Origin of the sequence: Pseudomonas sp. BT76 TE3572, assembly GCF_050435365.1 — a bacterium.
In the GTDB taxonomy this organism is placed as follows: Bacteria; Pseudomonadota; Gammaproteobacteria; order Pseudomonadales; family Pseudomonadaceae; genus Aquipseudomonas; species Aquipseudomonas fluorescens_W.
This window is the reverse complement of the sequence record NZ_JBNDKE010000001.1, coordinates 471,469-494,229: the sequence shown is the minus strand read 5'-3', so window position 1 is coordinate 494,229 and position 22,761 is coordinate 471,469. Positions and strand designations below refer to the sequence as shown.

Annotated in this window: 20 protein-coding genes and 4 pseudogenes; 15 read left to right on the top strand and 9 right to left on the bottom strand. The window is 55.7% G+C overall.

Annotation, left to right across the window (positions count from 1 at the left end; all coding sequences use genetic code 11):
* Nucleotides 1-128: 128 nt before the first annotated feature.
* From ABH912_RS02305 to ABH912_RS02295, 3 genes are read right to left on the bottom strand one after another with little or no spacing between them, the layout of a single operon-like run.
* Nucleotides 129-791 (bottom strand): HAD-IA family hydrolase, encoded by a 663-nt coding sequence (locus tag ABH912_RS02305; RefSeq protein ID WP_429509465.1) that lies wholly within the window; start codon nt 789-791, stop codon nt 129-131.
* A 21-nt stretch (nt 792-812) separates the two neighbouring features.
* The gene (locus tag ABH912_RS02300) at nt 813-1,187 is read right to left on the bottom strand and encodes a RidA family protein (protein WP_429509464.1); all 375 of its coding nucleotides are present in this window, start codon (nt 1,185-1,187) and stop codon (nt 813-815) included.
* A gap of 47 nt (nt 1,188-1,234) precedes the next feature.
* A complete protein-coding gene (locus tag ABH912_RS02295) occupies nt 1,235-2,365 on the bottom strand; it encodes an alanine racemase (RefSeq protein ID WP_429509463.1) in 1,131 nt (376 codons plus the stop codon).
* A gap of 87 nt (nt 2,366-2,452) precedes the next feature.
* Here ABH912_RS02295 and ABH912_RS02290 point away from each other — a divergent pair, with 87 nt between their 5' ends.
* Both ABH912_RS02290 and ABH912_RS02285 read left to right on the top strand, forming a co-directional pair.
* Nucleotides 2,453-3,358, top strand: a complete 906-nt coding sequence (locus ABH912_RS02290) for a LysR family transcriptional regulator (RefSeq protein WP_429509462.1) — start codon at nt 2,453-2,455, stop codon at nt 3,356-3,358.
* 24 nt (nt 3,359-3,382) lie between these two features.
* Nucleotides 3,383-3,658, top strand: a pseudogene (locus ABH912_RS02285) (SDR family NAD(P)-dependent oxidoreductase); the annotation flags it as partial.
* A 403-nt stretch (nt 3,659-4,061) separates the two neighbouring features.
* Here the strand turns inward: ABH912_RS02285 and ABH912_RS02280 are convergent.
* Nucleotides 4,062-4,257, bottom strand: a pseudogene (locus ABH912_RS02280) (hypothetical protein).
* A 320-nt stretch (nt 4,258-4,577) separates the two neighbouring features.
* Here ABH912_RS02280 and ABH912_RS02275 point away from each other — a divergent pair.
* The 3 genes from ABH912_RS02275 (at nt 4,578) to ABH912_RS02265 (ending at nt 7,820) form a co-directional block, all read left to right on the top strand.
* The gene (locus ABH912_RS02275; protein WP_429509461.1) at nt 4,578-6,704 is read left to right on the top strand and encodes a TonB-dependent siderophore receptor; all 2,127 of its coding nucleotides are present in this window, start codon (nt 4,578-4,580) and stop codon (nt 6,702-6,704) included.
* A gap of 15 nt (nt 6,705-6,719) precedes the next feature.
* Complete coding sequence (locus ABH912_RS02270; RefSeq protein ID WP_429509460.1) at nt 6,720-7,442, top strand: DUF4198 domain-containing protein; 723 nt, start codon at nt 6,720-6,722, stop codon at nt 7,440-7,442.
* Nucleotides 7,443-7,604: 162 nt separating this feature from the next.
* Nucleotides 7,605-7,820 (top strand): hypothetical protein, encoded by a 216-nt coding sequence (locus ABH912_RS02265; protein ID WP_053184852.1) that lies wholly within the window; start codon nt 7,605-7,607, stop codon nt 7,818-7,820.
* Between the two features lie 116 nt (nt 7,821-7,936).
* Here the strand turns inward: ABH912_RS02265 and ABH912_RS02260 are convergent.
* Nucleotides 7,937-8,227 (bottom strand): annotated as a pseudogene (locus ABH912_RS02260) (tyrosine-type recombinase/integrase); the annotation flags it as partial.
* A gap of 150 nt (nt 8,228-8,377) precedes the next feature.
* On the opposite strand from ABH912_RS02260, the gene ABH912_RS02255 reads away from it, so the two are divergent.
* Both ABH912_RS02255 and ABH912_RS02250 read left to right on the top strand, forming a co-directional pair.
* Nucleotides 8,378-9,106: a hypothetical protein gene (locus ABH912_RS02255; protein WP_429509459.1), complete on the top strand. Its 729-nt coding sequence runs from the start codon at nt 8,378-8,380 to the stop codon at nt 9,104-9,106.
* 23 nt (nt 9,107-9,129) lie between these two features.
* On the top strand, nt 9,130-9,822 hold the full coding sequence (locus ABH912_RS02250; RefSeq protein WP_429509458.1) for an SOS response-associated peptidase family protein: 693 nt from the start codon (nt 9,130-9,132) through the stop codon (nt 9,820-9,822).
* Between the two features lie 61 nt (nt 9,823-9,883).
* Here the strand turns inward: ABH912_RS02250 and ABH912_RS02245 are convergent, their stop codons facing one another.
* Nucleotides 9,884-10,066, bottom strand: a complete 183-nt coding sequence (locus tag ABH912_RS02245; protein ID WP_429509457.1) for a hypothetical protein — start codon at nt 10,064-10,066, stop codon at nt 9,884-9,886.
* Nucleotides 10,067-10,097: 31 nt separating this feature from the next.
* A pseudogene (locus tag ABH912_RS02240) lies at nt 10,098-10,586 on the bottom strand (GGDEF domain-containing protein); the annotation flags it as partial.
* 336 nt (nt 10,587-10,922) lie between these two features.
* On the opposite strand from ABH912_RS02240, the gene ABH912_RS02235 reads away from it, so the two are divergent.
* Nucleotides 10,923-11,198 (top strand): hypothetical protein, encoded by a 276-nt coding sequence (locus ABH912_RS02235; protein ID WP_033060817.1) that lies wholly within the window; start codon nt 10,923-10,925, stop codon nt 11,196-11,198.
* Between the two features lie 104 nt (nt 11,199-11,302).
* On the opposite strand, the gene ABH912_RS02230 is transcribed toward ABH912_RS02235, so the two are convergent.
* Nucleotides 11,303-12,199 carry a LysR family transcriptional regulator gene (locus tag ABH912_RS02230; protein WP_033060758.1) on the bottom strand — a complete coding sequence of 299 codons (897 nt, stop codon included), beginning with the start codon at nt 12,197-12,199 and terminating at the stop codon, nt 11,303-11,305.
* 128 nt (nt 12,200-12,327) lie between these two features.
* Between ABH912_RS02230 and ABH912_RS02225 the strand changes: the two genes are divergently transcribed.
* From ABH912_RS02225 to ABH912_RS02200, 6 genes are all read left to right on the top strand, one after another.
* Complete coding sequence (locus ABH912_RS02225; RefSeq protein ID WP_429509456.1) at nt 12,328-12,993, top strand: RraA family protein; 666 nt, start codon at nt 12,328-12,330, stop codon at nt 12,991-12,993.
* Nucleotides 12,994-13,003: 10 nt separating this feature from the next.
* Nucleotides 13,004-14,212, top strand: coding sequence for a pyridoxal phosphate-dependent aminotransferase (locus ABH912_RS02220; RefSeq protein WP_429509455.1), 1,209 nt, complete (start codon nt 13,004-13,006; stop codon nt 14,210-14,212).
* 93 nt (nt 14,213-14,305) lie between these two features.
* Entirely contained in the window at nt 14,306-15,565 is a 1,260-nt protein-coding gene (locus tag ABH912_RS02215) for a cation:dicarboxylate symporter family transporter (RefSeq protein WP_429509454.1), read from the top strand.
* Nucleotides 15,566-16,483: 918 nt separating this feature from the next.
* Entirely contained in the window at nt 16,484-16,693 is a 210-nt protein-coding gene (locus ABH912_RS02210; protein ID WP_429509453.1) for a hypothetical protein, read from the top strand.
* Nucleotides 16,694-16,792: 99 nt separating this feature from the next.
* Nucleotides 16,793-17,203, top strand: coding sequence for a type II toxin-antitoxin system HicB family antitoxin (locus ABH912_RS02205; RefSeq protein WP_033053921.1), 411 nt, complete (start codon nt 16,793-16,795; stop codon nt 17,201-17,203).
* 75 nt (nt 17,204-17,278) lie between these two features.
* Entirely contained in the window at nt 17,279-18,175 is an 897-nt protein-coding gene (locus tag ABH912_RS02200; RefSeq protein WP_033053920.1) for a class I SAM-dependent methyltransferase, read from the top strand.
* A gap of 615 nt (nt 18,176-18,790) precedes the next feature.
* Here ABH912_RS02200 and ABH912_RS02195 read toward each other — a convergent pair.
* Complete coding sequence (locus tag ABH912_RS02195) at nt 18,791-20,686, bottom strand: sigma-54-dependent Fis family transcriptional regulator (RefSeq protein ID WP_429509452.1); 1,896 nt, start codon at nt 20,684-20,686, stop codon at nt 18,791-18,793.
* A 244-nt stretch (nt 20,687-20,930) separates the two neighbouring features.
* Between ABH912_RS02195 and ABH912_RS02190 the strand changes: the two genes are divergently transcribed.
* Nucleotides 20,931-22,754 (top strand): NAD(P)/FAD-dependent oxidoreductase, encoded by a 1,824-nt coding sequence (locus ABH912_RS02190; protein WP_429509451.1) that lies wholly within the window; start codon nt 20,931-20,933, stop codon nt 22,752-22,754.
* Nucleotides 22,755-22,761 lie beyond the last annotated feature (7 nt).

Below are 22,761 nucleotides of genomic sequence, written 5' to 3'. Positions count from 1 at the left end.
AGGAACAACCGCGTGCGCTCGCGGCCTGTTTCAAGAGCGGTCCGGCAAAGACGCCTTTGTCAGCAGCACCCTGCCGGTATTGATTTAAAGAGTGACGCACCGGAGGACGGCGATGAGCAACACCACGGTTATTTCCCGCTCAGGGATTTGATATCCACAAACAGACTATCGAGTGTAGGGCGCATGATTAATGGATCAGGCGCACCTGCGGGCGCATCGAGCCCTATTCTGTTGTGCCAAAAGGTAGGCAAGCCAACTTTCTCCGTACCAAATAAATCGTAGGCCGAACCCGCTACGAATAAGGCGTTAGCAGGCTCTACACCGGCTACTTGCAGGGCGAGCCTGTAAGGTTGCGGATCGGGTTTATAAAAACCGGCCTGCTCAGAAGTGACAATCACGTCGAACGGCACTCCGAGAAGATCCGCCGCGATGCGTCCCAACCGCTCCGAACAGTTGGTGACCACGCCCAGTTTGTAATGGGGCGCCAACTCGGTGAGCACGCGTTTAGCCTCAGGCCAGGGTTGTAATTCGGTCCAGCGTGCCTCCAGATTTTGCGCGGCCTCTTTACCCAGTCCGACACTGATCGCTGCCTCTTCAACCAGCGTCTCATAAGGCCGGTAAGCGCCACAGCCGTAAGTCGCCTTCAAATAAGCCATGCGCCAGGTGCGCCCCATTTCAGCGGAACCTGCAACGGAATTCCAAAGCGTCCACGAGTCCAGCAATGCTGTGAGCAAATCGAACAGGACAAGTTTGACTGGAGCCTGCTGTTCATTGTTTTCAATTGAATTCATAACGACTGCCCTTCTTTAGAGTCATGCAAGTTCAGCGACTGCTGAAATTTCCACCAAAGCCCCATGATGGAGCGGACCACACGGGATAATTACTCTTGCGGGACGGTGCGCGCCCATTAGCGTTGAATAAGCCAGGTTGACGATCGGCCAATAGGCAACATCAACGATGTAGATTTGTACGCTGACCAAATGACTCAACGACGCACCCGCGGCCTGAAGCACAGCTTCCATATTGGCCATTGCCTGAAGAGTCTGGGCTTCTATTCCATCAGGAAATTCATGAGCATCCGGTGGAAACGGCAACTGGCCGGAAATGAAAAGAAGTTTTCCTGCCATTGCACCGTGCGAGTAATGCCCACCCGGTACAGGCAGCTTCTCTGCTGTAATCAACTTCATGTGCCCACCTTGACCGATCAAGTTTTGAATTCTGGTGAATGAATGAATTACCAGCCCGTAATGCGTGGCCAGTAACCGAGACTGCTTCCCTCACTGAAAACGTGATAACCACCGTGCTGCGCCGACGTGGCGCAGGCGTGATTCGGCAAGATCCGCAAAAGCGTGCCCAACGGCAGCAAGCTCTCGGGTTCAAGCGTCCCGGCCCGCGATGAAATGATTCCGTGTTCTTGATTCGTGGAGCTGACAATCAGGTCACCAATCGGTTGGCCGGCGGCGTCACACACGACGCCATATCCCTGATCGACCGTTTGCCTGGCGGTACCACGATCACGGGAAAGTGCCATCCACCCTGCATCGGTAATGATCCAGCCTTTCTCAGCCTGATGACCAATGACGGTCGTCAGAACCGAGACCGCAATATCCTGCACCTTGCAGACTCCCAAGCCCGCCATTACCAGATCGAAGAAGGCGAACACCCCCGCACGAACTTCGGTCACCCCAGATAATTCCTCAGTGAAAAGCGCTGTGGGCGTTGAACCGATACTGATAATCGACAGGTTGAAACCTGCACGCGTCAGCATTTGGCTGGCATCGACAATCGCCGCGCGCTCCTGTCGGGCGCAGGCTCTTATTTCGGCGATCGACTGGCTGTCGTAGGACTTGCCGGCGTGAGTCATTACGCCGCTGAGCCTGACGCCGTTGGCTCGCAACAACTCCGCGATTTCCACCAAAAGGGGTGATCGCGGGCCGAGACCGGAACGGTGGCCGTCGCAATCGATTTCCAGCAAGACCTCGAAAATATGCCCCGATGTTTGGGCGAATTCGGCCAACAATCTAGCGGTGTCCAGATTGTCGAGTACCAGCTTGAGTTGCGCGCCTTTGCTGATCAACGCGGCGGCATGAGCGAATTTGTTCGGCGCAATGCCAACGCCATACAAGATGTCGGTAAACCCGGCCTCGAAAAAGAAATCTGCCTCACGCAGGGTTGAAACAGTGATGGGCCCGCGCCCACCTTCAAACAGGCGCTCGGTGACTTCCAGCGATTTGTTGGTCTTCACGTGTGGACGCAATACAACATTGAATGCTGCCAGCTTATTGCGCATCCGTTGGATGTTGACGTCAAGTCGATCGCGATCCAGCAATAGGGCGGGGGTTTCGATATGAGTGAGTGCTGACATGTTTGGTCTCCTGGAATAGCGCTATTCTAAGCCTCCAGTTTCAGATTAATATTTAATAATACTAACTCTAATATTCAGTGATTCTTAATGAACGAGACATTAGATATCCGCTTTCTTCTGGTCATCCGGGAAAGCGAGAGTTTGTTGGCCGCGTCACGCAAGCTGGGTCTGACGCCCTCGGCGGTGACCCAGCGACTTCAACAAATGGAGAAAAAGCTGTCTATTCGATTGCTGGATCGGTCAGCCCGTCAGCTGCGCTTTACCGATGAGGGCGAGTTTTTGTGCTTGCGTGGGGCTGAACTGGTTGAGCAGTTCGATGTCCTGTTGGCGGACCTGCATGAGCGGCGCAGTGGCTTCGTTGGCAAGCTGAAAGTCAACGCACCGTTCGGATTCGGGCGCCTGCACGTGGCGCCCGCGGTGGCAGCGTTTCAAAGTTTGCACCCAGAAATCGAGATTGCATTGAGTTTGTCCGAACAGCCGATGGTCGAAGCATCTGATCGGTTTGATGTCGTTATCCATATTGGAGAACTGCGCGCCTCCAACCTGGTGGGTCATTCCATTGCCCCCAACCGTCGCTACGTATGCGCTTCACCCGCCTTTCTTGAGCAACATGGTCTACCGGAACACCCCGACCAGCTGGCTACCCTGCCCTGCATTGCTCTACGCGAAAACAACGAAGACGTCACGCTCTGGCATTTCACACGCGCACGTAAAACGCTCAACGTGCGCATCCGTCCAGCGTTGAGCTGCAACGACGGAAGCGTTATCCGGCAATGGGCGTGCGAAGGGCGCGGCATCATCATGCGTTCTGAATGGGATGTTGCTGATGCGCTGGCGGAGGGGACGTTGATACGACTACTGCCTGGTTGGAAGCTGCCCGATGCCAATATTGTTGCGCTGACGCATCAACGCGAGGGACTGCCTGCGCGAGCGCGCAACTTTTTGCGATTTCTCCAGGATCAGTTCCGACCGCAACCGTACTGGCGACAATAGATTGTTATTGGCGGCACTTAGTGTGAGGTAGCGTCGAAGGGTGTGTACGTCCAAGCCGTACTGCCTGCAGCTACGCGTACAGAAATTTACGAACGTGCGGGCGGCGACATCAGCAAGGTGCCCGACGTCATGGAAGTTGATGATCTTGTGGATGCGGCCCTGGTAGGCTTTGATCGTAAGGAATTGGTCACCATTCCACCCGTGCCTGACCTTGCTGCATGGGAAGCTTTCGAACGCGAACGCGGAGTATTGGTGCTGGGCTTCAGCAACTCCCAACCCGCAGCACGCTATCGCTCTTAAAAAACGGGGTGACGCTCGGCGAGGACGTCTGAAGGTGTAATTGTGGCTCTTCCAATAAGCCGGATGTCGTCGAAAAATGCGGCATCAACAGCTCTGACATCGCAACCCGCCATGGCAAGGGCCGGCCATAGCCAACAGCTACCTCACACCAGTGCTAGTGGATCGCTAAGGGCTGTCACGTCGACCGGTTGAATCCACAACCGTTTTCTGTCTGTGACAATGGGCTGCAAACGCCCCACATATACGGCGAAAATTGCGGCCGCTGACGTCGGTAGCTTCTCAACAGAGAAGCGAGTATGTCCCGACCCAAGACCAAAAACACAAATCATCGAGAGAGAAAATTCGACTCAGTCGGTAACTCCATGACTAGATTCGACGCTCCTGACGATATGGCCACGAGTATTCATAACTCATCCAGATTTTCAGCAATAAAGCCCACAAGATGAAGTGGGCTTTTTGTCTCAATCACTTTGTAGATGAGATCACGTTTGCTTCGCTGCAGCTTCTTCACGACGCTCTTAGCAGAAGCCCTGACGACTTCGTCTGCTCCATGTATCCGAGCGCCAGTAGAACACCAGTGTTGCGTCAGAGAGGTTCATAACAACGCCCCAAAAATTTAGGTTTTCAGTGTAGCGAATTCGCGTCTGCCACAATTGGTCGTTCCGTCGAACAGACCAAACAGAGCAGGAGGATCTTTGAGTGCTGCGCTGTCCCATCGCGTCCAACTCTGACTATCTCCAGATACTCAAAGCGTTGGCAGAGGACTTAATGGTGCTGTTTGAAGGCGTTGCGACCATAGGATGTAGGTCGACAGCGATTAACCGTTCTCTCTACAAGGTCGATGTCGAGCCCCCCTTCCCAGGATCAATTCGTTAGGTCATCCAAGCTAAAGCAGAAGCAGTGCCTCTCGCCTAATTAAATGGTATGTTATTACATTGCTTATGGAGGGATCATTTTGAAACACTTTGCGCCACTGCTGGCGGGACTCACGCTCGGACTGTTTGAACAACCGCTATCAGCGGCAGAAAGCTTGGTACTGGACGAACTCTCGATCACCGACGTCTTCGTCGAGGAGCGTGCCGATGGCCCCGTGCGCGGCTATCGCGCCACCCGCTCGAGTACAGCCACCCGCACCGACACAGACATCCGTGACACGCCGCAAAGCATCGAAGTCGTCCCCGCCCAAGTGATCCAGGACCTTAATACCTCCCGCATCGACCGCGCACTGGATTTCGCCGGGGGCGTATCGCGACAGAACAACTTCGGCGGCCTGACTTTTCTCAACTACAGCGTGCGTGGCTTCACCACGGGAGAGCTCTACAAGAACGGCTTCGCTATCAACCGTGGCAGCTACAGCTCGCCGGATACCTCGAACATCGAGCGCATCGAAGTACTCAAAGGGCCGGCTGCCAGCCTCTACGGTCGCGGCGACCCTGGCGGCCTGGTCAACATCGTCACCAAACGTCCTCAGCGAGAAGCCTTCAGCACTCTGGGTTTCAGCGCTGGTACCTGGGATCGCTATCGGAGCAATCTGGACGTCAATACTCCACTCGACAGCGAAGGCAACTTGTTGGCCCGGGTCAACCTCGCAATCGAGGACAACGGAAGCTTCCGCGACTACGTCGGCAACGAACGAAGCATCGTGAGCCCTTCGCTGAGCTGGCAGATTTCGCCAGATACCCGGCTGGTGCTGGACACCGAGTTCTCCCGTACCGAAACGGTGTTCGACCGAGGCATTCCTGCCGTCAAGGGCGAGTTGGGATCGGTCAAGCGCTCGACCTTTATGGGCGAACCCAACGATGGCGAAATTCGCAACGATAACCAGACTATCGACCTCGCCCTAGAGCACTACCTGAGCGACGATTGGAAACTGCGCCTGGCCAATCACTACACCCAAGGCACGCTAAAAGGCGCGAGCTCGGAACCCCAAGCGTTGGTCGGTACAACCCTGACCCGCTTCTACCGAGAACGGAATTTCGAGTGGAACGACAACATCACCCAGGCCGAGCTCCACGGAGACTTTGAGCTCGCCGGTTGGCGGCACCAGACACTGATTGGACTGGAGTACGAGAATTACCGCAACAGTCAGAAGTATCCTCAGAGCGCCACGCTGCGCAGCTATGGTTTGGATATCTATAATCCGGCTTACGGCCAGTCCAAACCGGCTCTAACCCGTGCCAACAATTTCTACGAGCACACTGAGAGCTACGCCCTCAACCTCCAGGACCAGATCGCCTTTACAGACCGCCTGCGAGGTTTGATCGGCGTGCGCCTGGAACGTATCGAACAGACCTCGCTGAACCGGACCACAAGCGTCAGTAGCAGCCAGGAAAAGGACGTCGCCACCCCGCGCATCGGCCTGCTCTATCAACTAACACCGCAGGTCGGCGTGTTTGCCAATGTATCCACCTCGTTCAAGCCCAATACCCTTGGCACACAGGGACAGGTGTACAAGCCCGAAAAAGGCCTGGGGTATGAGAGCGGACTGAAGCTTGATCTCTTTGAAAGCCGCATCGGTGCGACTATCGCCCTGTTCCAAATCGACAAAGAAAACGTCATCACCACCGACGCCCTGGGCGACAGCGTTGCGGCAGGCAAAGCCCGCAGCCAGGGTCTGGACCTGCAGTTCAGCGGTCAGGTCACCGATGCCCTGCGCGTCATCGGCGCCTATGCCTATATCGATGCCGAGGTGACCAAGGGCGACGCTACCATCCCCAAAGGCAGCGACCTGCTCGGCATCGCCCGAAACAGCGGCAGCCTGATGGCCGTCCACGAGTTCCAGAGCGATGTACTGCAGGGCTCGGATGTCGGTGCAGCCATTAGTTACGTCGGAGAGCGCTCGGGCCAGGCTGGCAGCACTTTCACCCTCCCCTCGTACAGCACCCTCGACCTTCTCGCCCATTACAAAGCCAGTGAAGAAATCACTGTCGGTCTCAACCTCAACAACCTGTTCAACCGCAAGTATTACGAACGTTCCTATAACAGCGTCTGGGTCATGCCGGGCGAACCACGCAACCTCAGCGTCAGCCTGACTCTCAACCTCTGATCGAAAGGAATCACCATGCAATCTTCATTTAAAATCGCCGCCGTGCTGGCTCTCGTTGCTTCCACACAGGCTAACGCCCACGGCCTGTGGACCGAGGAACGTCGTGGCAATATCGAGGTGGTGTACGGCCATGGAGCCGAAGACGATGCGTTCAAAGCCGAGAAGATCAAAGGTGGATGGGCCTTTGATGTGACTGGCAAAATGATCCCCGTGACCGTCCAGCGCCTGGCAGACCACGCCCGCCTGCATCCGCTTAGTTCACCAGCGGTCATGGCTGTGGAACTGGACAATGGTCCCTGGTCGCAGACTCTGGACAAGCGATGGGTCAATCAAGACCGTACTCAGGTGAAAGACGCCATCGCCTCGACCCATAGTTTCAAATACAGTCTGGCGATCTATCAAGAAGGCGCGCACCTACCGAAGCTAGAAATGCTCCGCTTGGCGATTATTCCTCAAAGCGATCCTGCGAAGATCGGCGTTGGCAAGGAACTAGAAGTGCAGGTGTTGGTTGACGGCAAGCCCACTGCCGATATCGAACTAGTCGGCGACTACCGCAGTGCACCCCACGAAGTCAGTGGCAAGACTGACAAGGAAGGACGCGCACGTATCAAGGTGCGCAACGAAGGCCTGAACATTATCGCCGCGCAATTCACACTCCCGATGCCCGAAGGCGCGCCGGTAGACAAGCAGAGTTTGTTCAGCTCGCTGACTTTCCTTGGCGAGCCGCACCACGAATAAACTCTATACCGCATCTTTCATTAAGATCGAAAGTCCGTTTTGGGTCAAAAGTAACCGGTAAATAGCTTCGTCAGCTGACCATACACCAATCAACCTATTGCAGGTTCCAATTGGGGGCACTGTCGCTGCTATGCTTGGGCTCTCTCGAAAGGAATCGACACCATGCCAAGCGATTATTCACTGTCGGATGTACTGGAAAGGCTGTTCGAAAACCAGCAGGCCCTAGAGGCGGCCATTATGGAGTTGACCCTACTGATTGAGGAGCAAGGGGCACAGGAAGTGGGCGGAAATGTCCGTGGCGCACTGTGGACCATGGGTGAAAACGCCGGTCATATCAAACAAGGCCTGGCTCGATTGAAGAAACTGGACATCGGCTAACCGACTGCACACCAAGAGCCAGTCAACAGTTATGTCGAGGAGAATTCGGTTAGTCAGTCCGGTTCACCTTACTGGCAGCTATTGGCGACAGTTTAGTTGTGACCGTAGCTGGGGAATTACACCTCCGTCTGTTCAGCCATTTCCAGGGCATCACCGACCTCGATACCCAGGTACCTAACGGTGCTTTCAAGCTTCGTATGCCCAAGCAGGAGTTGGATTGCTCTTAAGTTCTTTGTCCTGCGATAGATCAACGCTACCTTGGTTCGCCGCAGCGAGTGAGTACCGTACATGTTTGGGTCAAGGCCAACGGCTGTTACCCATGTTTTTACTATTCGAGCGTACTGCCTGGTGGAGAGATGATCTGAGCCGTGCAACCGGGTCGGAAACAAGAAATCCTCACAGCGGAGATGGTCGCCGCCTTCCTGTGTCTTTCGGGAGGCGGGCGTCCTGACAACACCGGATTGACGTAAAGCGACTGCTCGTCGCCTCCCCCTCGCCGGATCGTCACGGCTACATTACTGTACATACAACCAGTATCTGTACAGCGATCCCATCACATGAATTTCGACCAGGCTAAAGCGCTGAGACTTCAGCAGTGGCGCTCGACCCTCGACGACCACGACTTTCGAATGCAGAACCCCGAGGCCCACCGACAGACCCTTCATTCAATGAGCGCCACCCTTGTCATCGAGGGGTTGATCGATGAACTCCAGCAGTTCGACATGAACGAATTGGCGAACGCCGCCTACTGGCACGCCGTGGAGGAATTGCAGACCGCGCCGGGACGCTACTGCGGCGCCTCTACCTACGACGTCATGCGGCACGGAAGCACCGAGCTGATGGGCAAGATTGGGCGTTCGATTTTCTATGCCGCGAGCACGCTTGCCGACCGTACGCGATTCTCCTACGACGGGAAGATCTACCACGATGCCACTGGAGCGAACCTTGTGTTCACCCCGTCCGGGACCGTGGCGAGAATCATCGGGCTTACCTTGACCCTACCGGATGGGCAGCAGTACGACCTCATAGAAACTGGAAGAACAGTCGAGGGCGTCACCCACGAGCCGATCGAGGATCCGGACCTCTACCGCGCATTGGTGGACGCCGCCCAAGTCGCCCAGGAGTGCCGCGATCTGCGCATCTTCGAAAGAGTGCGACCGCTTATCGATCTGGCAAGGTTCGGCACCTGTCCGGCCTGCCTTGATCGCTTTGACCGGTATGAAGATTGCCCGACCTGCGCTGGCCAAGGGTTTGTAACGAAACCAGCGGCCACGGGTCTACTCTGAATACACAGCCGGAGGGTGCAATCATGTGCGGACGCCTTTCCCAGTATCGGGGCATTCACGACTTCGTCGCGGCACTCAGCATCCCCAACGCCCTAATCAACTATGCCGGCGACCAGCCTTTTGAGCGCTATAACGCCGCGCCGACCACTCAACTCGCCCTCTTCCACCAAGAAGGCCAGTTTCTACGCGCCGATATGGTTCGCTGGGGATGGCGCCCGCATTGGGCCAAAGACCGCACCACGCCAATTAACGCTCGGGTTGAGAAAGTCGCCCACGGGCCATTCTTCAAAGCCATCTGGCCGCACCGGGCAATCATCGCGATCGACAATTGGTTTGAGTGGGTTTACGAAGGCGGTCCGAAGAAACAGCCCTACCTGATTCGCCACTGTGACCAGACGCCGATCCTCTGTGCTGCGATCGGTCAGTACCCCATCGGCGAACACGAGCCCGGCGAGCATGACGGTTTCGTCATCATCACCGCCGACAGCGCCGGCGGCATGGTGGACATTCATGACCGGCGGCCAGTGACGTTATCGCCGGAACTGGCCCGGGAATGGCTAGACCCGGGCATACCTAAAGAACATGCCGAGCAGATCGTGCTGCTCGAGGGTGAGCCGACCGAAGCCTTCGAGTGGTTTAAGGTTGACCGAGCGGTGGGCAATGTCCGCAATCAGGGTGCCAGTCTGATAAATCCTTTCTCACCTGCTCAGTCATAGCCTCTCCACCAAGCACACGTTGCCTGATACATGGTTTCTGCGGAACAGAATAACGCGCCTGTCACTCCACCGTTGAATGAACAGCAACGGCATCGTACAGGCGCCTGAGCTGTAGCTCCGCCGGCTCAATCTCGGATTCTTTGACGCCGCCATATTCGAGTACCAGAAGATCGTTCCGAACGCTTTCGTCCAGTTGATACGAACTGCGCAACGTGAGCCCGAAGTAGCCCGCGGCGGAGATCATTGTGATTGCCGCTAGAGTCTGTACACCAGTTTCAGTTCACTCGGCTGCGCCCTCTGCGCTTGGCTAGATAGAGCGCATCATCGGCACGGGTCAGAAGGCTTTCCACATCGTCACCCGCTTTGGCGATTGCGAAACCAAAAGATGCAGTAACAGTGTCCAGCACCTCATCCGTGCCACGAACTTTGATCCGCAGTGCCTGAATTTTCAGACGCAGCTGCTCAGCAAAAGTATGAGCACTGGTGAGATCAAAACACTCTTGCAGGACTACACAGAACTCTTCACCACCATAGCGTGCCGCCAGGGCCTGAGGCGGGATTGAGCTCCGTAACATCTGACCAACATGCTCAAGTACGCGATCACCCAAAGGATGGCCATACCGGTCATTGAACTGCTTGAAATGATCGACATCCAGCATGATCAATGCCACCCCCTGAGGAGCGTTGATCAAGGCATGCTCCAGCAAGCGAGTGAAGGTAGCTCGGTTCCACACCTTAGTCAGACCATCCAACGATGCAGCCAGCGATACCCACGTCGAGGCCGACACCAATTATCAGCACGCTGGAAAAATCGTAACGAGGTTGTAGCTTTGTACTCCCTCACTACCTATGTTTCTGTCGACTACGAAATCATCCCAGGCATGTACCCAATTTGACACGTTCGCCGTGTTGGAAGAAATTGGTGATCCGCCTCTTCTCTTCGACCTGAAATCCTGTGGTTGTATCTGCAGCCCACATTTTCAACACGATCGATTGGATGTTATCCAACCGACCACTGGCCCAGTCGATTACTGGGTGCCTGGTTTCCTAATAGGAGTGACAAATTGCTAACTCGGCCCGACAAAGACGCGCTACGTGCGATGCTCGAATCGCAAGTTCAAGAAAAGCTACAGCATGACCCTGGCGCGGTTACGACTTATGCAGCACAGCCTGAACCCGAACGAAAGCCATACACCAACAAGCCCACGGTTCAAGACAAGGCATTTCACAAGGAGCTCGAGCAGATGCGTGCGGATGCTGAAGCCGGAGTGATTCGTAAACCGGAATCCGACGCGGTTGAAGACGACAAGCCTAATCTTGCCCTTGATGATTACCCGGGCTTAAGTAAGGCAAGCTGTGCATCAATTCAATGGTGATTTCGCATGCCCTGCCATACGGTAATCTCAGGCTCGTTTTCTACTTAAGTCTCTGCGAAACACAGTGGTATAGATCAGCCAATGTTGTGTAGCAATGGGATTCCCTACAACAGCAGTCGAGAAAAATCACAGCACTGCAGTGCCAACTGCGCCACGTTCTGATTCAGTCCAAACTGGCGGTCTGTACGATGAAGCGCGGCATAACGGATCCGTGGTAATCCTGGAGTCGTGACCAATGCTCGCAACGCACCTCGGTCGATCAAGTGCGATAGACAGGCCTTAGGCAGGTAACTGACCCCCACCCCGGACAAAGTTAGCCCTACCTGCACCAGTAAGTTGTGACTGGTGATGGTTTTGGGCATCTGCACGTTATGAGAGGCCAACCATCGTTCGTAGATCAAGCCAGTGCCGGACTGTGAACCTTGGGTCAGCACCGTGCACCCGGCCAAGACATCGAGGCTCACAGGGTCCGGATCGGCGATCAGGCTTGGAGCACACATCCAGGCATTCTCAACGCTTTTCAGTGGCGTACTTACGAATCGAGCATCGTTGTAAACGTCCGGAACGATGACCAGATCAAGCTGATCGTTTTCCAGCTTTCGAAACAGTTCACTGCTCAGTTCCACCGAAGGCTCGATTTGCACCTTTGGATAAGCTTGTCGCAGCGCCTCTACCAGCGCTGGCAACCAGGTCAGCGCAGTCAGTTCGGTGACACCGAGTCGAAACCTTCGCACCAAGACTTCACGGGCACTTACGCGCTCCAGCAAATAGTCGCGACGCTCAAGCAAGTCCTTGGCGTAATCGAGCAGTTCCCCGCCCTTTTCGGTCAACCGAGCGTTGCGCTTGCTGCGGTCAAAAATCTCCACGTCGAAGGTTTCTTCCAGCTCCTGGATGCGCTTGGAAATAGCCGACTGAGACATGTTCAGCTTGTTCGCTGCCGCTTCAAAGCTGCCCAACTCGGCAATCCAGTACAGCGCGTCAATTTGTTTGAAGGTGATCATCAAGAAACCAACATGAAAAAAAGCGATACTACTTCATAATAAAATATCGCTAAAACTGTTTATTTATCACTCCTAAGATCGAGCCACAGCCCTCACCGGCTGCTACCTCATTCTTTCGGAGATCAGCCATGTCCTTGCCCGGTTCACGCATCCTTCCCAATCCGCCGCTAGCCGCTGCCGAATTGCTCGAAGCGTTTGCCCACGTGGTCACCCCGCACATAAGCGACAACCTCGGTCGGCACATCGGCGCTCGCGGACTGACCCGCTATAACCGCAGCGGAAAACTGGTTGGTACCGCACTGACCGTCAAAACCCGCCCCGGCGACAACCTGCTGATCTACAAGGCCATGAGCATGTTGCAACCCGGTCACGTGCTGGTGGTTGATGCTCAGGGCGACACCAACAACGCGGTGATCGGCGAGCTGGTCAAGCTTTACGCCCAGCAACGAGGTTGCGTCGGTTTCGTCATCGACGGCGCGATCCGTGATGTCGCCAGCTTCGACGATACCCCTTGCTACGCCCGAAGTGTCGTGCACTGTGGCCCCTACAAAAGCGGCCCTGGAGAGATCAACGTGCCGGTGTCAATCGGTGGCATGTTGATCCAGCCAGGTGATCTGCTGGTGGGCGATGAAGATGGCCTTGTGGCCTTCTCCCAGGCAGATGCCGCTGAGGTTCTACGCCGCGCCGCGCAGCACGCAGCTCACGAAGAAGAAGTAAAAGCCGAAATCGCTACCGGAGCTGTCCGCCAAAGCTGGATGGACAAGGTCTTGAAACAGGCCGGCCTGGCCGATTGAGGGGAACATCATGAGCAATGCATTTTTGTCTAATCGAGTGCTGGGCATTGAGCCTTCGCCGAGTATTGCTGCCAATGCACTGGTGACTGAGTTACGCGCCCAAGGCCGGGACATAGTTAACTTCACCGTAGGCGAACCAGACTTCGACACCCCGGAGCATATTCTCCGAGCCGCCAGTGCCGCGATGCATAGCGGTGACACCCATTACACCGCCACCACCGGCACGCTCACCCTGCGCCAGGCTATCTGCCACAAGCTTGAGCGCGACAATGGACTGGCTTACGGGCTCGACGAAGTCGTCGCCGGTTGTGGCGGCAAACACATCATCTATCACGCCTTGGCCGCGACCTTGAACCTAGGTGATGAAGTCATCGTGCACACACCTTACTGGGTTTCTTACCCGGACATCGCCCGACTGAACGACGCCACGCCGGTGATCATCCCGGGGGACGAATCCAACGGTTTCAAGCTTTCACCCCAGGCTTTGGAGCAGGCCATTACCCCGCGCAGTAAATGGGTGATTCTCAACACCCCAAACAACCCAAGCGGTGCGGTCTACGACGAAACTGAACTTCTAGCGCTCGCTGCCGTGCTGCGTCAGCATCCTCACGTATTGATCATGGCCGATGAAATTTACGAACAGTTCGTATACGGCGACGCCGTACATGTGTCACTAACCCGACTCGCTCCAGACCTCAAGTCACGCACGTTGATCGTCAACGGAGCATCCAAGGGTTACGCCATGACTGGTTGGCGACTGGGCTTTGGCGCAGGGCCTGCGTGGTTGATTGGAGCCATTGGCAAATTGCTTTCGCAAACCACTACCTGCCCCAGCTCTATAAGTCAGGCCGCAGCGGTGGCAGCGTTTGCCGGCGACCAGGGGCCGATTGCCGACATGCGCGAGGTGTACCGACAACGACGCGATCAAATGCTGGCATTGCTGCAATCGATCAACGGTCTGAGCTTCATCCCACCGGACGGCGCCTTTTATGTGTTTGCCAACGTCAGCGGGCTGATGGGTAAAACCACAGAAAGTGGTGAGCGCTTAAACAGCGATTCGCAGCTTGTTGCCTACCTGCTCAAAGAGCACGGATTGGCCACGGTTAGCGGCGCCGCTTACGGCATGTCGCCCTATATCCGACTGTCATTTGCCAGCTCACTGGACGTAATCGAAGAAGGCTGCCGTCGCCTCAAAGAAGCGTGTCAACGATTGCGCTGACGGTAAATCGCACCACCCGACAGCCACCGGACGGCTGCTCATTGACTGCCTAGAACAACACTCATAATCATTGTCATCAAATGAGGCATCCCCATGCACAAGCCCCGTATCGCGCTGGTATGGCAAATCATGATTGGCCTGCTCGCCGGCATTGCCATCGGCGCCCTGCTGCACCGTTTTCCTGAATCTCGCACGTGGCTGGTTGACAGCCTCCTGCGACCAGCCGGCGACATCTTCATCAAACTGATGAAGATGATCGTCGTCCCCATAGTGTTTTCCTGCATGGTGGTTGGCATTGCCGGTCACGGTGACGGCAAATCCCTTGGGCGCATCGGGGTCAAGTCGCTGACCTATTTCTTCAGCATTACTACCTTGGCGATCATCGTCGGATTGGTGATCGGCCACCTACTCAAACCCGGAGCCGGCACAGATTTGGCGAGCCTTAAAGCCGCCGCTATCACTCTGCCAACCAGCAGCGGAGCCGGTCATAGCCTCGGGCAGATTATTGTCGGAATCATCCCCGACAACGTGGTCAATGCCATGGCTCAAGGCAGCCTGCTTTCAGTGCTGTTCTTCGCCGTGATGTTTGGCCTCGGCGTTTCCAAGCTGAGCAACGAACGAAAGGAACCGGTGATCACGCTACTGCGTGGCGTATCTGAAGCGATGTTCAAGGTCACATCAATGATCATGGCCTACTCGCCCATTGGCGTGTTCGGAATGATTTCCGTGACCGTGGCCAACTTCGGTTTCAGCTCTCTCCTCCCACTGGCCAAGTTAATCATGGTCAGCTACGTGGCGATTGCATTCTTCGTCCTGGTGGTACTGAACTTGGTGGCACGATTCTGCGGAATTAACCTGTTCGCTCTGATGCGCCACATCAAAGATGAGCTGATCTTGGCGTTCTCCAGCGCTAGCTCGGCGGCGGTGATGCCGCAGTTGATGAAGAAATTGGAAATCTACGGTGTTCCACCTTCACTGGTCAGTTTCGTGGTGCCGGTAGGCTACTCCTTCAACCTTGACGGTGCTTCGCTGTTCCTCGGCATCGGCACCTTGTTTGTGGCACAGCTCTATGGCATCGATCTGAGCTTTGGCGATCAGGCTTTGCTGGTGGTCACCATGGTTCTGACGTCCAAGGGGGCTGCTGGTGTGCCGGGATTCATGTTCGTGATTCTCTCAGCCACACTGGCCAGTGCTGGGCTGCCACTGGAAGGCATCGCGTTCATTGCCGGGGTTTACCGCCTAATGGAAATGCCGACGACCGCTCTGAACGTGCTTGGAAATGCCTTGGCTCCGTTGGTGATTGCTAAATGGGAGGGCCGAGCAGCGCACTGTCTGAAAGCTACGCCAGCCTGAGCTAAAGAAACCCTAGCCTAGGGCACTGTCTGCATGAAGTGCCTAAGGCTTCTCAGAAATGCCGAGACCAACGACACCCTCACCTTATGATAAGCCGACTGGCTGTCATAAATTGTCTCAGCTCAGTCCTGCATGCTTGTTGAAATCATGCAGTCTTACCGGTACTTGTAGGGCTCCATCTTCAGCAGGGAACGCACCATGCACCCAAGATTCAGAGTCATCGAAACCACAGGAATGGAAGATGGCAGTAAGCGATACAGGGTCGTTGATCTTGTCAAGGGAGGCTCAGCTAGCAAGCATGGCGTGTTCGAGATCAGGGCAGAGGCAGATGTTGTTTGTTCGCGCCTGAATGCCGAGCCTCCACATCAGAGTGGTGTAGGCCGTGCTTCCGCGAGTTCCTGACCCACTCGTTTAGGAAACCGGGCGCCTGATGACTATGCGGGAGTGAATGCCTATAGCTCAGTCACGGATTCCCGTTCCGAAAGGACGCTTTGAAGTCGCTCAAGATTAAGCCGCTGACACTCTCCCTCGGCTACTTCTCGGGTCTGATAGGTAGTCTTCAGCCGAAGCTTCTCCTCATTGTCATAGAGGTTGAAGCCTATAGGTGCCGTCTGGCAGTAGAAGCGCGATCCCTTACGCATTGATCCCGTTTCCGTTGGGATTGCAGGGACAACAACAAATCTCGAAATCATCTTCACGCCCTCTCCAAACACCCCTTTACTATTAGCGGCTATAAGCCACCACAGCAAATGAACGTCGACAGTTTCCGATGAGAAGCACGAGCGGGCCTATAGTGGTTGGTAGCATCGCAAAAAGGCTTAAGTGATGCGCTACCCCGCACTTCTATTTACTGGGAAGGCCATCTATTCCTAAAGAGTCTCCTGCTGCTGCGCTGCCCCCTTCCACGGAGGAATCGCGATGCCAAATTCAGACCTGCTCCCTTCCCTACTCTTCAAGATCAATCAAAACCAGCTCGCCCTTGAGGCCGCCATCATGGAACTGACACTCTGGGTTGAGCAGCGTGGATCGGGCGAAGTTGGAGGCAACGTACGTGGTGCGCTGGAAACGATCAGCAAGAATCAGGAGTTAATCACCATGACTCTAGCGGTGCAAATGACACCGGAGTGATCTACCCCATGATCCGTATGCCTACCTGAAGGACGCTCTCACTCGCCTACCGACGCAGCGCGCGAGTGAAATTACCGCGATGACCTCCGAGGAGTGACCATGTACGACTATGCAATCCGCTTTGAGGAAAGCAGTGCTTCAGGACTTGCCATGTTCTGCCGCGACCTTCCAGAGCTGAACAGCTATGGCGACGATCGGGAGAGCGCAATCAGCGAGGCCCTGGACGCGATCGAGACAACTCTATCCATTTACGTCGATCAGCGACGAGTCATACCAGTAGCATCTGCGCCGGAGGCTGGTGAGCATGTAGTCCGTTTGCCAGCGGTAACCGTGGCGAAGATCGCGCTATGGAACGCCATGATGGAGCGAGATATGCGCAAGGCTGACTTGTGCCGGTTGCTCGGCGTGCACCAGGCACAGAGTGATCGCCTAGTGGACTTTTTACACACATCAAAAATTGAACAATTAGAAGCAGCTTTGAAAGCTTTTGACTTGCGCCTCTCTCCGTGAGAGGTACTGCACCGCACCGGTTCTACTAATCTATGACAGTGGCTCACCTACTTTGCGGCGCAGCGGAGGTTGATGATGAGAGGCCTGATTAGCGAACTTGATATTTTCCAGCAAGAAATTCTCGGTGGCGACCATATGCACGCCATCACTTGCATGACCGAGCTGCTAACGGAATACCGCCAAAGTTTGCCCGACACGCTCTGGCAGGACGACATAGTCGATCAATGCCGTGAACATCCGATTTTTCAACTACTCCAGGAAGACCCCTACACCTCACGAGCTTTCGAAAAGCCCAGAGGCTACCCAGGGGATGCCGTAATGCTGGATTACGCCTACTTTCAGAATCCGCCTCCCGACTCCAGCGCGATCGGAAAATTGATATTCGAGGTTGTCACCTCAAGCCCAAATGCACTGAGCGTACGCTGGCGCCGTGAGCACATTGCAGGCTTGATTGAGCGGCTGGCATCCCGTCGGGAAACGCTTTCTATCATGAGCGTCGCTTGTGGCCACTGCCGAGAGCTGGAGCTTCTCAAACCCGAGACCCGACTGCGGATCCAGCGCTTCGTCGCATTTGATAATGACTTAGAGACGCTGAAGCTTGCCACTCTAACTTGGTCGGAAATCATCAAGTGGCAGTGCAATGTCAAGAAGCTGCCTGCAAGTGATGATTACGATGGATTCGACTTCATCTACAGTATTGGCATCTATGACTACCTAAATCGCGCCCAGGCAATGGCGCTTACAGCTTGGCTGATGGGTAAACTGAATCCAGGAGGTAAACTCCTGATCGCAAACTTTACACCGGACAACTGGGGGCGGGGCTACATGGAAACTTTCATGGACTGGAAGCTCGTGCTCAGGACGCGCGAACAGATGAGGGCGTTCATACCTGCGGACTCATCACCACATTCCTGCTTGTATTTCGACCCCTATCGCAATGTGATCTACCTACTACTCACCCGGAGCTGTTGACGCCGATGCCAAGTTGACCCGCGTGCCGACGGTCTCGCTAGCATTAACGTACTCGCACCGGAAACCGCTGCATGCCTGAGCAAACTGCAGGTGGCATCTGGCGCCTATCATTCAAGGATCATCTACGGGTAGCCGAATACGCTCTTGTGGTGAGGTCATCCCTGCCCCCGATTCTCTTCCTGCACAAAGGCTGCTGCGGACATGATCGCAAGATGGGCATTTGCGACTCCCAGTACTGCAGTGTCGAAATCAACGAGTGGTTCCCTACGGATATGGACAGCCAACGGTTGCTTGACCTCCTTAGCATTGGAAGACCGAAGCTTTGCGTTCTCAATAAACAGGAAAAGGTAGACGCCTGGTTGTTGTCACAGTCTCGTTATTAGTTGAGTCGCGCGGACTCAAGATAGTGCTCCGAACTTCGGAAAGGCTTTCGTCGAGCCGGGCCTTGCCCAAAGGCGCGACAGCAACAATCAACATCAGGTGCTACCGCTGACTGAGGCACGTAACGAAGCTTAAACGAGCCCTTCCCTCTCCGGTCAACCGATAAGGTCGAGAACACATGTCGTATCTACCCTCAGTCCAAGTTCATAGAGGCAGGAAACGCGACGATGTCATTCAACCGGGTCGTGAAATACCGTGATGACGCAGTTTGCGATAGAGCGTATTGCGGCTGATCCCTAGGCGAGCGGCAACATGGGCTATATGCCAGTGTTCCGCCTCAATCAATGTGAGCAGTGTCTGCCGCTCGGATACGCCTAGCGGATTTTCAGCCAGCGCAACTGTCGCTGGCACTGCCGGCAGCAACTCCGCCAAATCGTCAAGGGTGACACGCCCCTCCAATGCCAACGCTACCAGTGTGCGCAGGCACGTACGCAACTGCCGGACATTGCCCGGCCAAGGCTGCGTCAGCAGGCGCTCTCTGACGCCCGCCTCTAGCCGAATCCTGACCCCTGCTGCCTCCTCGCGCAGCAATAGGTCCAGCAAACGCCCCTTGTCTGATCGTTCACGCAGCGGTGGGAGCTGCACGGCGAATCCGGCAACGCGGTAGAACAGATCCTCGCGCAAGCGCCCTTCGGCCACACAGGCGTGCAGATCCTGGTGGCTGGCACTGATGAGGCGAACATCGAGCGGACGTGCCGTCGCGCCGCCTAAGGGCACCACCTGACGCTCCTCCAACACGCGTAGCAGGCGAGTCTGTAAAGCCAGAGGCATATCGGCGATCTCATCAAGAAATAGTATGCCGCCGTGGGCCTGTTCCAGCTTACCGATCATCCCGTCTTTACGTGCACCGGTGAAGCTGCCGCCGCGATAGCCGAACAGCTCGCTTTCGATAAGCGCTTCTGGAATGGCTGCGCAATTGATCGCCACAAACGGCTGGGTCGCTCGGGAGCTGGCGCGGTGCAGCGCCGCAGCAAAAGCTTCTTTGCCAGTACCGGTTTCGCCCTGTAAAAACACCGGAACGTCACGCTCCAAAACACGTAATGCGCGAGCAAAGCCGCGTTGCAGGCGTGGGTCTTCCAAGCACACGTGCACATCGTTGATTTTGGGGGTCGCGGGAATGACTAAAGGCGCCTGGTGCGCGGGTTCTCGCAGCTGCCCATAGAACTGGCGTCCGTCCACCAGCCGCACTGGCCAACAGACACTCGGCTGAGCGCTGGCCTGGCTCATCACCTGCTCAATAGGTGTTTCCAACAGCGCTGTTAGAGACTGGCCGATCACTTGATCACGGCTGAGCCCCAACAGATCCAGTGCAGCATGATTGACTGAGCAAATACGGGCACTCTCGTCGAAACTGAGCAGACCTTCACCCAACAGTCCAACGAAGCCTGCCTCAGGGTGGAAGCGCAGCAAATAACGCTGTGGATCATGCCCCAAGAAAAAACAGCTCTCTATTAACTTGGCCGATAGGTTGGTCAATGCCATGGCCTGGAAGTGTTGCTGAAGGCTGTGGTCGTCCCTTACAGAAGAGAGGTTGAGCACGGCTAGCAACTCTCCACTCGCATCAAATATCGGGCTCGCCGAACAGGTAAGACCGACGTGCTTGCCACGGAAATGCTCATCACGACGGATGGTTACGTCCGCTCGCTCGACCAAGCAGGTGCCGACACCGTTGGTGCCTTCGCAATCTTCACTCCATACAGAGCCGAGCCACAGCCCGGAACGCTGAAATTCGGCTCGTTCGGATTCGTTAAACACACTGTCGATCGCCACACCGCGAGCATCGGTGAGTAGCACCACGTGACCATCACGTCCGAGTTGTTGGTGCAGGTTGCTCATCTGCCAGTGCGCCACAGCGATGATGTGTTCCAGTGGCGCGCGGTGATCCTGCAAGCGTGGATGCTCAACCACGTTCGGTGCGCGGCGACTGGCAGGATCGAGCTGATACTGATCCAGGCACCGACGCCAAGATCGTGTGATGGCACGGTCAACAATAGGGCCATGGCTGGCGTGAGTGTCCTGCACGGCTTGCAGCACTTGTTGTGCATGGGCGTTGATCAAGGCCGGCTTCATTGTTCTTGTTCTCCGTTACGGTTAGGACACGGGTCTGTTCGCAGCTTATATGAAAAGATCGCAACGAGCGCTTTTTGCACCGAGTGACACTCTGTCATCCACCCTTTCCAGAATCGTGACAGAGAGGTGAACCCAAGCCTGAGCAATACTGCCGCAGCAGCTCTGCAATGGGGCTTTCGCGAAGGTGGCCCGAGCCTTGCTCTGGAGCAAGTTGTACAAAAACAACAAGATCTGGAGAAGCCCCATGAACATCGCTGTCGAAACGCCTCTGCACACGCCAACTGCTCAGCTCGCTGCTTGGATCGAAAACCTCGGCGAGCGTCTCGCCCAACGTGATGTGGACGGCGTACTGGAACTGTTTGCCGAAGAGTGTCACTGGCGTGACCTACTACTTTTCAGCTGGAACTTAGTGACCTTGGAAGGCAAGCCTGCCATCCGAGACATGCTCGAAACACGCCTCGACCAGACTCGTCCTGAGCGATGGAAACTGGAAGGTGAGGCGACGCTGAATGACGGTGTGCTCGAAGGTTGGATCAGCGTGGAAACCGATGCGGCGCGAGGTAAAGGCTACGTGCGTCTAAAGGAGGGCCTGTGCTGGACGCTGTTGACGACCATGCGCGAGCTCAAAGGCTTTGAAGAACCCAGCGGCCGCCGTCGTCCAATGGGTGCCAATCATGGTCACGCCAACACCGACAAACGCAACTGGCTAGAGCGCCGTCGCGATGAAGAAGCTTCGCTAGGCATCACCACCCAACCATACTGCCTGATCGTGGGTGGCGGCCAGGGTGGGCTGGGGCTCGCTGCGCGGCTCAAGCGAATGGGTGTGCCAACTCTGATCGTCGACAAGGCCGAGCGTCCTGGTGATCAGTGGCGCGGTCGCTACAAGTCGCTGTGCCTGCACGACCCTGTCTGGTACGACCATATGCCTTACCTGCCCTTCCCCGATCACTGGCCAGTCTTCACCCCAAAAGACCAGATTGGCGACTGGCTGGAAATGTACACCAAAGTCATGGAGCTCAATTATTGGCCGCGTACGGAATGCGTGAGCGCCAGCTTTGACGAGCAAAGTGGCACCTGGAAGGTTGAAGTGCAGCGCGATGGCGAGCGTGTGACTTTACAGCCTACCCAGTTGATCCTCGCCACCGGCATGTCTGGTGTACCCAATGTTCCCAGTTATCCGGGTGCCGAGGTTTTCAATGGCCAGCAGCATCATTCCAGCCGCCATCCCGGCGGAGACGCCTGGAGCGGCAAGCGCGCGGTGGTCATCGGCGCGAACAATTCGGCTCACGACATCTGCGCCGACTTGGTGGAGAACGGCGCCGAGGTGACCATGGTGCAACGCTCCAGCACCCACATCGTGCGCTCCGACAGTTTAATGGATCTCGTCTTCGGCGGGCTCTACTCTGAAGACGCCCTGGAGACGGGTTTGACCACGGACAAGGCTGACATGCTGTTCGCCTCAATCCCCTACAAGGTCATGCCAAGCTTTCATCAACCCATCTTTGACGCGATCAAGGAGCGCGACAAGGACTTCTACGAGCGCTTGGCCAAGGCCGGCTTCATGCTAGATTTCGGTGACGATGAATCTGGCCTTTTCATGAAGTATGTACGCCGTGGTTCTGGTTACTACATCGACGTCGGCGCCTGCGAACTGATCGCTAACGGCACGATCAGGCTCAAGAGCGCGCCTGGCCTGGGTGTCGAACGCATCGAAGCAGATGCCGTCGTACTCAACGATGGCAGCCGACTACCGGCAGATCTGATCGTCTACGCCACGGGCTATGGCTCAATGAATGGTTGGGCGGCGAAGCTGATTTCCCAGGAAGTAGCTGACAAGGTCGGCCGCTGCTGGGGCTTGGGTTCTGGAACCACGAATGATCCTGGCCCGTACGAGGGCGAACTGCGGAACATGTGGAAGCCAACACAGCAGGAAAACCTCTGGTTCCACGGTGGCAACCTGCATCAGTCACGGCATTATTCGCTGTATCTGGCGCTGCAGATAAAAGCGCGCTTCGAAGGCATCGACACATCCGTCTATGGCCTTGCCGAGAGTCACCACACTGGCTGAGTCAAAT